This window comes from Acinetobacter sp. V115_6, assembly GCF_031799025.1.
Taxonomy (GTDB): Bacteria; Pseudomonadota; Gammaproteobacteria; order Pseudomonadales; family Moraxellaceae; genus Acinetobacter; species Acinetobacter pittii.
Window position 1 is genome coordinate 1,661,317 of sequence record NZ_JAVQNO010000021.1, and the last position, 12,403, is coordinate 1,673,719.

General features: G+C 37.8%; 10 protein-coding genes and 1 pseudogene. 5 read left to right on the top strand and 6 right to left on the bottom strand.

Features of this window, described 5'->3' with window-relative positions; genetic code table 11:
- Positions 1–7 precede the first annotated feature (7 nt).
- Positions 8–848: pseudogene (locus RMA94_RS16255) on the bottom strand (type 1 glutamine amidotransferase domain-containing protein).
- A 119-nt stretch (positions 849–967) separates the two neighbouring features.
- On the opposite strand from RMA94_RS16255, the gene RMA94_RS16260 reads away from it, so the two are divergent.
- The 5 genes from RMA94_RS16260 (at position 968) to RMA94_RS16280 (ending at position 5,079) form a co-directional block, all read left to right on the top strand.
- Positions 968–1,873, top strand: coding sequence for a LysR family transcriptional regulator (locus tag RMA94_RS16260; RefSeq protein ID WP_151302438.1), 906 nt, complete (start codon positions 968–970; stop codon positions 1,871–1,873).
- A 193-nt stretch (positions 1,874–2,066) separates the two neighbouring features.
- Entirely contained in the window at positions 2,067–2,486 is a 420-nt protein-coding gene (locus RMA94_RS16265; protein WP_005073603.1) for a glycine zipper domain-containing protein, read from the top strand.
- Positions 2,487–2,722: 236 nt separating this feature from the next.
- Positions 2,723–3,229: a hypothetical protein gene (locus tag RMA94_RS16270; RefSeq protein ID WP_002119687.1), complete on the top strand. Its 507-nt coding sequence runs from the start codon at positions 2,723–2,725 to the stop codon at positions 3,227–3,229.
- A gap of 133 nt (positions 3,230–3,362) precedes the next feature.
- Complete coding sequence (locus RMA94_RS16275) at positions 3,363–4,367, top strand: LLM class flavin-dependent oxidoreductase (RefSeq protein WP_311083774.1); 1,005 nt, start codon at positions 3,363–3,365, stop codon at positions 4,365–4,367.
- A gap of 148 nt (positions 4,368–4,515) precedes the next feature.
- The gene (locus tag RMA94_RS16280) at positions 4,516–5,079 is read left to right on the top strand and encodes a flavoprotein (RefSeq protein WP_068930445.1); all 564 of its coding nucleotides are present in this window, start codon (positions 4,516–4,518) and stop codon (positions 5,077–5,079) included.
- 38 nt (positions 5,080–5,117) lie between these two features.
- Here the strand turns inward: RMA94_RS16280 and pgaD are convergent, their stop codons facing one another.
- From pgaD to RMA94_RS16305, 5 genes are all read right to left on the bottom strand, one after another.
- Positions 5,118–5,576: a poly-beta-1,6-N-acetyl-D-glucosamine biosynthesis protein PgaD gene (pgaD, locus tag RMA94_RS16285; RefSeq protein WP_151302437.1), complete on the bottom strand. Its 459-nt coding sequence runs from the start codon at positions 5,574–5,576 to the stop codon at positions 5,118–5,120.
- Positions 5,573–6,820, bottom strand: a complete 1,248-nt coding sequence (pgaC, locus tag RMA94_RS16290) for a poly-beta-1,6-N-acetyl-D-glucosamine synthase (protein WP_311083775.1) — start codon at positions 6,818–6,820, stop codon at positions 5,573–5,575. Before pgaC ends, pgaD begins: the two co-directional genes overlap by 4 nt.
- Complete coding sequence (gene pgaB / locus RMA94_RS16295; protein ID WP_270906491.1) at positions 6,820–8,646, bottom strand: poly-beta-1,6-N-acetyl-D-glucosamine N-deacetylase PgaB; 1,827 nt, start codon at positions 8,644–8,646, stop codon at positions 6,820–6,822. Before pgaB ends, pgaC begins: the two co-directional genes overlap by 1 nt.
- Complete coding sequence (pgaA, locus tag RMA94_RS16300; RefSeq protein WP_270906492.1) at positions 8,646–11,087, bottom strand: poly-beta-1,6 N-acetyl-D-glucosamine export porin PgaA; 2,442 nt, start codon at positions 11,085–11,087, stop codon at positions 8,646–8,648. The genes pgaB and pgaA overlap by 1 nt, the downstream gene beginning before the upstream one ends.
- 388 nt (positions 11,088–11,475) lie before the next feature.
- Complete coding sequence (locus RMA94_RS16305; protein ID WP_002119749.1) at positions 11,476–12,312, bottom strand: pyruvate, water dikinase regulatory protein; 837 nt, start codon at positions 12,310–12,312, stop codon at positions 11,476–11,478.
- Between the last annotated feature and the right edge of the window lie 91 nt (positions 12,313–12,403).

The following is a 12,403-nucleotide window of genomic DNA, read 5'->3' on the forward strand; positions in this document are numbered from 1 at the left end:
AGCCTACTTATTTTAATTTTTCTAATAAGGTTTTGCCCACCAAAACAGCCGACGCTGGATTTTGTCCTGTAATAAGTTCACGGTCCACTACTACGTTTGGGGTCCATGCAGTGGTATTACTTTGATACTTAGCGCCAAGTGACTGTAAAGCCGTTTGTGGATAAAACTTCATTTCTCCACCTTTTAATAAAGCTTTAGCCTGCTCTTCTTCCTGATTACTAATCACCGTCATTCGATAATTTTTATAAATCCATTCGCCAGTTTTTACTGGCTTGCCTTGTTCGAGTTGACCAACTACTTCCGAGGCATTAGGTAAAGTAGACATCAATGCAATAGGACCATGACAGACCAACGCAGTAGGTTTACCAGCTTTATGGAAAGCTGTAAGTACTTTTCCAAGTTGTTTATCTTTTAATAGATCTTGCATAGGTGCATGCCCACCTGGAATATAAATAGCATCAAACTGACCCACACCAATTTGTTCAATACGAGATAGGCTCACAACTGGAGAATCTTGAGCAGATGTTAATTTTAGATCATGCAATAAATCTGCATATTGCTTTAATGCTTTTTCATCTTGGTTAAAATACATTGCACTATTTGATGATTCATCTAAGGTTGGAGCTTTCCCTTTTGGTGTAGCGAAAGTTACTGTATGACCTGCATCTAAAAGCATTTTTGTAGGTTGCATCAACTCATTTAAGTAAAAGCCTGTTTTAAAAATATGACCTTTTTTTTAGCTCTAAATGCGCCTCATCAGACAATACAACCAACACATGAGCAGCATTTGCACTGAATGCTGCTGAAACGGCAACTACTGCAAGCATTATTTTATTTAGAGATTTCATCATTCGACCTTCATTCCAACCATTTACTGGATTTATATTTTGGATGGATATATTCTATTTTTGCCAATCAGGTAGATAAACAACCACCTTTGCAAATCTTTTTTGCGTTTGAGGACTAAATGTCACGTCAATTTGACCATCTTGCCGATATTGAAGTGTTTTTAATTGTCGCTGAGAAGCTTTCTATTAGTGCAGCTGCAATTTATTTAGCAACAACTCCTTCAGTCATTAGTAGAACAATTACGCGGCTAGAGAAAAAACTTGGTATTCAGTTTTTTAGAAGAACAACTCGTCATTTGAGCCTGACTGAAGCTGGTCAACTTTATTATGAAAAGATGCAACATGCATTTCAGTTAATTGACCATGCAGAGCGTGCTATTCAAGGTAAGCAACTGCAAATTTGCGGCAAAATTAAATTAAGTGTACCCACCACCTACGGACACTATCGCCTTCCAGAATTACTACAAAAATTTCTTTTGCAATATCCAGATATTCAAATAGAAGTCAGTATTTCTAATCGAAATGTCGATTTAATTGCAGAAGGATTTGATTTAGCTATTCGTCAAGGTCAGCTTCCTAGTACCACTCTCATTGCCAGACCTTTGGAGCTTGCCCCTCTTCAACTTGTTGCTTCACCCGATTATTTAAAACGTATGGGTGTTCCTCAAACCTTGGAAGACTTAAACCATCACCAATGTATTGCCTTTGAATTACCGAGCACGGGTAAGGTTACTCCATGGTTTTTTAAAAATTTTGATAATGAAATTCAATGGATACCATCAAATCGGATTTTAGTAAAAGAAGATATTTTGGGAGTAGTTTCTCTTGCTGAAAATGGGCTAGGGATATGTCAGAGTTACGACTTTATCGTTAATGAAAAAATTCAACAAGGAAAGCTACAGCCTTTACTTGAGCCATATGCAGGTCATACACGCCCTTTCTCTTTACTATATGCACAACATAAGCATATGTCTTCTGCCACACGAGCTTTCATTGATTTCTTGTGTTCAACTGACCGTAAATAAACTTAAGAATGTTAAATGAGAATTACTTTTTTCTATATGGGTATTAAATATTCTATTTTAATAGAAAACATACAAACCAGACACTAAACTGCAATAATCAAAAGATGGTTCTCCATATTTGGGGAGAAGTGTTTTGTTACATTTGCCGTAACAAAAGATATAGGGTCCTGCAACTAGGGACACGGAGTCAAAAATGAAATTAAATGCTTGGTTATGTAGCGCTGTTCTCGCAACTTCAATGGTTACTGTGGCACATGCTGACAATACAACACATGTAGCAGCCGCTTCTGCTTTAGGTAGCGTAGCAGGTACTGCAATTGGTAAAAGCATGGGCGGTACATCAGGCGCAACAATTGGTGCTGCTTTAGGCGGTGCTGGTGGTGCAGCTGTTGCAAGTGACCGTCGTCACCGTACTGAATCTGCGATTGGCGGTGCTTTAGGTGGTGGTGCTGGTTATACCGTTGGTAAAAGCATGGGTGGTACAAACGGTGGTTATGTCGGCGCTGCTTTAGGTGCTGCGGGTGGTTCTGCTTTAGGTAATAAAATCTCTAAAGACCGTTATACAGAAAAATCTTCTAAACACTGGAAGAAAAAACACCGTCGTCATCACTAATCAAATTTGACGAACAGATATTTAAGCACCTTCGGGTGCTTTTTTATTATGAGTGATTAAAAGCTAATTTGTCGTATGCTCATGGTTTATCCACAAATTAATACAAACACTACAAACAGACACAAAACACTTGTATCACCCTTGGGGTTCTCCATAATTATCACGAAATTTTTTATTACATTTACCCCAAGATAAAGATAACTGTCCTTCCAGTAAAAAGGACATGGAGTTCTACGATGAAAATGAATATTTGGTTGGCTAGTGCATTAATTGCAACATCTTCTATGGTAACAGTTGCACATGCTGACAATGGTACACGTGTTGCTGCAACCTCTGCTTTAGGTAGTGTAGTGGGTACTGCAATTGGTAAAAGTATTGGTGGTACCTCAGGTGCAACAATCGGTGCTGCTTTAGGTGGTGCTGGTGGTGCAGCGGCAGCAAGTGATCGTCGTAATCGTACAGAAGCTGCAATTGGTGGTGCTTTAGGTGGTGGTGCTGGTTATACAGTCGGCAAAAATATGGGCGGCACCAACGGTGGATACATCGGTGCAGCAGTAGGTGCAGCTGGTGGTTCTGCATTAGGTCGTAAAGTTGCTGAAGATCGTAATTACGATGACCGTTATGACCGTGATCGTTACGATCGTGATGACCGCAGATATTACGATGGTGACCGTCGTTATTATAAAGGTGGTAGCCGTCGCCATGACAATGGCTTACACCGTGGTTGGTATAAAAACCGCTAATTCACAGATGAATCAAAAGAGCACCTTCGGGTGCTTTTTTATTTATAGCTAAAAATTAATATCGAAAAAAAACGATATACATCACACCCCATATATCGTATTATTTCGATATATCCTTATTCGAGAATATCGCATGCGATCACTTCAAGATACCAAGTTCTCCATTTTGGAACTTGCTCCTATTCGTAATGATAAAACCATCGAATTCTCATTACGTCACGCATTAGAATTGGCACAACATGCAGAAAAACTAGGTTATGAACGTTTCTGGCTTGCTGAACATCACAACATGGATGGAATCGCAAGTTCAGCTACCGCTGTCTTACTCGGTTTTATTGCAGCACATACACAGCATATTCGCTTAGGTTCAGGGGGAATTATGCTTCCTAACCATGCCCCTTTAGTTGTCGCAGAACAGTTCGGGACGCTTGCTACTTTATATCCAAATCGTATTGAACTTGGTTTAGGCCGTGCTCCCGGTACAGACCAACTCACCATGCGAGCTTTACGTCGTGGCTATCAAGAAACAGAAGATCAGTTTCCTCGAGATGTTGTCGAAATCTTAAGATATTTCGATGTACCTCAAGCAGGACAAAAAATTATTGCAACACCAGGGCAAAGCACCCATGTTCCTGTTTGGTTACTTGGATCTAGCCTATTTAGTGCACAACTCGCGGCAAAACTTGGACTTCCTTACTCATTTGCATCACATTTTGCACCACGTATGTTAGGTCAAGCGATTCAACTTTATCGGGAGAACTTTGAACCTTCTGAGTACCTAGATAAGCCGTATGTTTCAATGGGTGTGCCTGTTGTTGTTGCAGATACAGATGAAGAAGCACAATTTTTAGCAACTAGTGCTTACCAACGCGTATTAGGTTTAATCCGTGGTGAAAGCTTGAAGCTGAAACCACCAGTTGAATCAATGCAGGGATTATGGAATACAGCAGAACAACTTTCTGTCGAAAACTTCTATGCAATGGCGCAAATTGGTTCTGTAGATACGGTTCGCTCTGGCTTACAAAATTTATTAGCGACATACGATGTTGATGAATTTATTTTTACATGCGATGTATACGATACAGCTAAACGTTTAGAAAGCTTTACACAACTCATGAATGTAAAAACAGAACATTAAACTCTACTTTAAGCTCCCATACTTGAATTGATTTTGAGTATGGGATGACCATCTATCTGAAAAGACTTTACCCCAACTGCCTGCTTGGTTATTTATATTAAAACGATAAAAACATCATGATTTAAAAAACCAAAAGGACTTTTGGAAAATGACTATTAATATTAAAAATAACACTTCAAAATCAGTAATTTTTCAGAATATCTCTCAAGATTTCGAAGATTTTACTGGTCAAGTGATTTCATCAACATCAATTAAAGAGTTTGACTTTTCACATTCATCTGTCGCGATTATTGGTACAAATCAAGATAGCGTGACTCATCTTGAAAAAATCTGCCAGCAAGCAAAATTTGTGACAGTCTTCCAAATCACCCCTCATTTTATTTTGCCCCATAGTCAAATGGGTACACATAAGTTAATTACTCACCCACTTATTATTAAAAACCGCAGGTTATTTAACAATCGTGTTAAAAGCATTCTGGCATTACGTTTTCTAGAAACTCAAGTAAACGAACCATGGCTTAAGCGTCTTTTGACTCCCAATACTGCAACCACCAAAAAAGTATTTTTTAAATCCGACAGTTATTATGCGGCACTTCAGAAACCCAACTGTAAATTGCAAACATGGCCAATTGTTAAAATTACCAATAGATCTATTCACAGCATGGATGGTATAGAACAACCCGTTGATATTATTATCAGAGCAATACCATAAAAGTAAAAAAAGCATGGTTTTAGGCCATGCTTTTTTATTTACTCATATTTTTGCAAATTACCATGATCATCGTAATGCAAAATGATGCGCTGTTTTTCTTGCAAATCATTTAGCATGTCGGAAGTAACTGAAAATTGGGTCGCTAATAATTCTACAGAACTATTAGGTGCCTTAGCACGTCGGTCCTCACCACTAAACCTAATCCAGTTATAACTTGCCCATAAAATTAAAATAAGCGCGCTAATTCCGATCAGTAGGGCTAAATGAAGTAAGGTCTTAACTTCTGATAAGTGGTCTATCCAGACGTAATCATAAATTAAGTGACCTTCAAAAACCCATAAAAACAGTGAAACCAATGGGAAAAGCAGCCACATTAAACAAATCCAGCCAATGGTTTGTAATGTATAGTTTGCTGTTTTATTTTTGACATATTCCGGCTGATCAATATATTCAGGGATATCTAAAGTCTCTATATCCTTATTTTCCTCAAGTTTCATGGGTTATCTCCACGGAAGCCTCGATCGGGACTTACCCAACGGGCACGTTTTTTTGTGTTAAATAAAGTTTTTGGTACCGCGACAACACTTGTAAACAAAGTCAGTAACCAGAAAAACAACGGGTACCAAATGACCCAAAAGTAATTTCTAAAAAAACGCCCTCGGTCATAACGATGATCAATCCACAAACTCACTAAAAACTGGATCAAACATGTTCCGCCTAGTATTACACCGTACCACTGTGGCATAAGCGTTTTGATCTGCCATTGCTGAGGCAGCTCAATAAACAATCCCACAAAAAATAACATGAAGATCATGATCATCACATAAGACCAGATAATGCTGACTAGCGCCTCAATCATGACCGGCCACATTCTGCGAACACGCAGTTTGAACATTTGTGGAATATATTCTATAAGAACCTCTACCCCACCTTGCGCCCAGCGAAGACGCTGTTTCCATAGACCTTTAAATGTCTCAGGCATATAGATATAACAAAGCGCTTGTGGAATATACTGAATATCCCAATGGTCGAGCTGTAACTTCCATGAAATATCAATATCTTCGGTAATTTTATCGTCTGACCAAAACCCGACTCGAGCGAGTGCAGTTTTACGAAATGCTGCAATCACACCAGATACGGTAAAAATACGACCATATGTACGTTGTGCACGTTTAATCAAACCAATAATCGAAGAAAACTCACCAACTTGTAATTTTCCTAAAATACTAGATCGGTTTAAAATTCGTGGATTACCAGTTACAGCACCAATTCGCGGGAAGTTAATAAATGGTTGCATTAACCAAAGTACCGCATGCGGATGCAACAACGCATCTCCATCGATACAAACAAGATATTCGTATTTACTAACCAGTACTCCCGATCTTAAAGCTACAGCCTTACCCTGATTTTCTGCTAAGTGTACAACCCGAAGACGTGAATCTTGCGTTGACAATTCATCTAGAATTTCGGCGGTCCTATCACTACTTCCGTCATTAACAGCAATGACTTCAAAATTAGGATATTTGGTTTGTAGCGCATAACGAATTGTTTGACGAACCTGAGCTTCTTCGTTAAAACACGGAATGATGATACTGCACCCTTCATTTGTGGGTTCAGGAAGTGCTTGTTCATGGTATTCTCTTTTAAAGAAAAACCAAAGTCCACCTACCATCCATGTCCATGCCATCAGTAAGGGATATAAAAAGGCAAAAGCAAACAGAATATCGAGTAATACTCTCATTACTTTTTCCCCTCTACCAATCCTGCAAAAGGCTGATACATCACAGGGCTAGCATTCAGACTAAGCGGATTATATAAATATTGATGAACATCTTTTGATTTTTCAAAATTATAGCCATCAATACCGAATTTCTGGATTCCTACTCGCTGAATAGAAAAGAGTCCTTGCTGAACCTCTTCCCAAGCATTTTTTTGCGAGTTTTCTGGTAATTCTAAAGTCAGCATTATTCGTTGCTTATCATTATCATCAAGTGTATTTAAAAGTATTAACAACTGATTAAATTGTTTTTTCTTACCAATCACATCAAACTTCAAATTGACTAAATCATGTTGCATTAAAAGTGTTTTTATAAGCTCAGGTAGATTTTCGATATGTTCTAAATCAGGTGTAAGCAATAAACTAAACTGCGCCTGATTACTCATATTTAAATAAGGTTTGACCGCTTTTTTAGTCAGTTGACTCAGTTGTTCGAGCTGTTTTGATTGTTCAATGCAACTGCTTTCTTGCACGGTTATTTTTTGCATTGCGCAATTTAAAGATGATCCTGCATTAAGCTGAACACCGCTTAAATTACTATTGAAACGTGCAATATCTTTAGCCAAATCTACAGCTAAAAATGGTTTATCTTTTTGCGGATAAGCAGGCAACTCTAATATTACAGATTGACCAGCACGAGTTTGAGCCTGCCATAAACTACGATTTAGAATATCTTGTTGAACAGATATTTTATTTGTAGGGAAATAAGCGACATCATATTGCCCATCTCCATCTTTGTCTTCTAAAGGCTTTAAGATTAAAGCGTTGTTTTTTAAGCTATACAGTTTTGATAATAACTGCCCAAGTTTTTCATCAGTTTGGGTATTGTGGTGCGCTGCCAAATGCTTTAAATCCATACTCACAAAATGACGCGATTGCTTAAATAAATCTGACTCTTCGAAATTCAGAATATTTAACATGCCTTCTGTCAGTTGTTCGGCTGTAGGGTTATCAATGACTAAACTACGCTTAAAAGTTGAGTCACTCACGCGATTCATACCATCACGTCCCAAACTGAATGAAAACTGGAAACCTGCCTGTTGTGCTAGCTTCTCTAACTGTTCATTCACGGCGCCATAAGGCCAAATAATTGCTTTAGGGTTAACCCCTACTTCTTTTTTCAAAACTGCATAAGATTTTTTTAAATCCTGCAAAATACGTTGTTGATATTCCGCATCGGTTTCATAACGTGATTGCGATTTTAAATAGGCATAAGAAGTTGCAGCAGGTTGCTCATTACCTTGAGGATTGGCTAATACCCCATGATGTAAATCATCGCTATGGCTTGCAAACTCGGCTAACCCAGATGCTTGCATTTCACGAACTTGAGCCCAGTTCACCAAATTACCTTGACCATAGGCTTCATAACCCGCTTTTGTATTACCATTTAACCAACTGGTTGGAAGTGCAAAAACTGCTGGAATCTGATATTGCTTCAGCAAAGGAAATACTCGGCTATAACTACTTAAAGCACCATCATCAAAGGTGAGTAGAATAGAGTTATGAGGTAATTCCTTACCTTGCTTACGCGCCTCTTCAATATCTTTTAGACGAATCGGTTTCCAGTCCGACTGACTAAGCCAATCGAGAAACTGCGCCAGATTATTGGTCTGAATCGCATAAATATCACGATCACCTTCCTTGAGTACGTCATCTCGTACATCATGAAAAGTTAAAGAAACCGTATGATTTTTTGGTAATTCAGTCTCAATGCGGGCATAGGCAAATTGTACGGGTAATAATGTTAAGGCAAACACACAGCTCAACATTTTTGACATCATATTATTCATTAAAAACGCCCTTCAAATCCGAAAATACCGTAGGTATGTTGTTCATCATGACCATCATATGGATGGTATTGCCAACCAATTCCATAATTAAGTTGCCAAGTCCGTGAGAGCTGCCATTGATGTTGATATTGCAAAGAATATGTTGGTCGAGCGGAGTAACCTGCTTGTTTATAAAGCCCTACTCCAGCTTCAAAATGTTGTTTAAATGAGCGTTCGTACTCTCGCCAAGTGACCCAGTCATGGCTTAAATTCAACTCAGCACTGTAATGATTGCTTGGGCTAAAGTAAGCAGTCTGATCTTGGCTATTGCTGCCATAAAATCCACGAACGGTTCCGTAAGTAATATGGTGAGGCGCATCAAATAATCGCTCACGCCAAAAAGTAGAAAATTCTTGTTGTTTATTACCGTCACTTATATCGGTTAAGCCATAACTCGCCCCAATTTGGCGTGACTCATCTTTTTGCCATGTCAAAGCAGCACGGTAAGCTTGTCCATCCTCACCAGCATCAATTGCTTGTAATGGAATATTAGCCTGACTGTCATATTGCAATTGATATTGCCAGTGGTCGTTTAACCATTGCGACCAATCCAGACGAATACCTGCTTGGCCACCATCTGTACTTTGCGACAAAATTGCCGACAATGCCTTACGATTTGCTTGCCACTCAGCACCAACACCATAACGTTGGTCATGCACATCACCAAAACGGTATTCACCGTAACGATCTTGATGCCAAGCAAATAGACGATAATTATCTTTAATCCAAGGGCTATTAACACGAGTTTCCATTTCTCGATCTTTTAAGCCATTTTGCCCACTCACAGAATCGCTATTTTCTGCTTTACTCTGGCCCCAAGTTGTAGAATGCGAGATGGTTGCTCTATCACGATCATCCAACTCTTTTCGACTTTTAACTACGCCACTATCTTCAGGATAATATTGCAAAAGACTTTCTGTGCTTTTGCGCCACTCAGGAATATTCCCTAAAGCCTGAGCATTTTGCATTTGGTTAATACGCGTATCTTTAGCAACTGGCGTTAAACCATTTAAACGAGCAATTGTTTGCTTTGCCTGTAAAGGTTTATCTCTCCAGCGCTCAACACGAGCAAGGTTGTTAATTAAACCTTCATTAGCAGGTGCAAGATCTACTTGTTTTTGAAAATGCTTTTCTGATTGATCCAAATGATTGGCGTAAGCTAAATGCATGCCTTGTAAAGCGATATAATCATCACGATCAGGATGGCTTGATTTATCCACCCCTTTGGCTTGACTATATTTATATGTAGGAATCAATCGATCAACTTCATTCAAAAGTTGTTCAGCTTGTTTATATTTTTCTTGTTCAATATAAGAATAATAAAGCCCCGTATATACCGTCATATCTGAGTAGTTTTTTTCGGTAAGTAAGGTTTTAAAAGCGAGTTCAGCCTGCTTGGGTTGTCTTTCAGCTAAATAACTATCAGCAATCGCATGACGAACATAAGCCGGTAGCTTTTCTAACGGTACATTTAATTTAGTAAATTCATCTAATACCGTACGGCTATGCCCACGAAAGTCCAACGCATATAAATAGTCATAATGAAATCTTAAATAATTAGGGTCTGACGGTTGAATCAAAGGCTGTATTTGCTCACCTTGTTTCAACACGGCATCAAGCTCAGCAAAACCTTCACTGTCCGACATGCCTTCCCGATTCAAATATTTATAGCGAGTAATTGCATTATTTACACGTTGAGAAAACTCGCTGACTTTTAACCAGTGTTGTAACGATTCTGTTTGCGCATTTTTATCGCTGGCAAGCAGCAACTGCTGAGCTTTTTTATAAGCGCCTATAGCCGCCAAGTCATAACTATATTCTTGCAAAACCGCAAAAGATTTTGGTTGTTGTTGATAAGCTTGCTCGATTGCAGATAAAGCATCTACAGGTGAATTAATAAGTCGATATGCATAAGCAATTTGAACAAATTGATCAGCTGTAAGATTTTTACTCTTAATACCTGATAAATGCACCTTAGCATTTACAGGGTCTTTAGCCTCAGCATATAGAACCGCTAATAAAATCTGCCCATCAGATGTCTTTTGAATATTAAATTTATTCGACCACTCAATTGCATCTTTAAAGTGTTTAAAATCACGAAAATTACGTATTAATGGTAGTTGCCCATATTCTGGAAAAGTCACATAATTAACATTTGCTAAATACTGAGAAGAAAAGGTTAATAAATCTCTTTTTTCACTTGACATGACAACTAAATAATCAGCTAGTAATTTTTGGTCATGCGGGTATTTATTTAGCAATTGATCTAGTTGCAATATTGCTTGTTGAGTTTGTCCAGCTTTATAAGTGTGAATAGCTTGCTCTCGCAATTTATCTACTTGAGCAGCATATAAATTAAGAGGCAAGATATATACCAATGAAAAAACACATTTTTTTAGCATTTTGATAATCGGATAGTCCCATATCGAGGTGGGAAATTATAATTAAAATCAAAAACCAATCACACAATACCAAAAAAGTGTGATCCATTTAACATTTTATAAATTGTGGATTTTTCATGAATGCTTTTAAAAAATATTTATAAAAAATAAAGAATTACTATTTTTCAGCACAATAAAAAACATACACTTCTTTTCAATAGTGTTATTTAAATTTACAAATGAGTTTCAAAATAACTACGGGCTTATAACCAATAAAAACTATTTAATAATATTTAGTTTTATATATAAAACTTTAATTTTTGTCTGTGATATATATTAAAAAAACCATTCAACTTATCTATAAATTAATATACAAAAATTGAATGGTTAAAATAAACAATTGATTAAATTAACCAATACGACGTTTTAATCCTGTCATTTGTAAAATACGAGTTGAAATCTCTTCAATCGACATTTCGGTCACGTTTAAATATTTAATGCCTTCTGAAATATAAATCCCTTCAATTGCTCTTAGCTCCATTTGGCATTGGCTAAAACTTGCATAACGGCTATTCGCTTTACGTTCACTACGAATTGCGACCAAACGCTCAGCATCAATCATCAAACCAAATAACTTGCTACGATGAGCTCTTAATACTGCTGGTAAACGGTTATCATCTAAATCTTCTTCAGTTAATGGATAGTTTGCAACGCGAATACCGAATTGAAGAGATAAGTAAATAGAAGTCGGTGTTTTACCCGAACGGGAAACTCCAATTAAGATTAAATCCGCTTTATCGTAATGACGAGTACGTGCCCCATCATCATTATCAAGCGCAAAATGAACCGCATCGATACGGGCTTTATAATATTCAGAATCGGTTACCGCATGAGTCTGCCCGACCAATGTTGTTGGTGGTGTTCCAAGTTCTTGTTCAAGTTTACTAATTAAACCTTCAAACACATCCAGATTAACCGCTTTAGCCGTGTTAATAATCTCTCGCACATGCGGATCGACTAAAGTATCAAATACTAAAGGTAGGCAACCGTCTTTGGTTTGGCATCGATTAATCTCAACCACCACATCCATTGCCGCCTCTTCAGTTGTAATATACGGCATGATGTGAATATCAAAATCTACATTGGGAAATTGTGCTAATAACGAATGTCCAAGAGTCTCGGCAGTAATTGCAGTTCCATCAGAAATAAAAAAAACACTCCGCTTAAATTGTTTACTTTCTGACATTAAAATTCTCCTTAAACATTTGTCTTAGTGCTATATAATCTTTATAGTAAACTGATCTTACATGACTGTCGCTTAGTATAATTCTCAACTA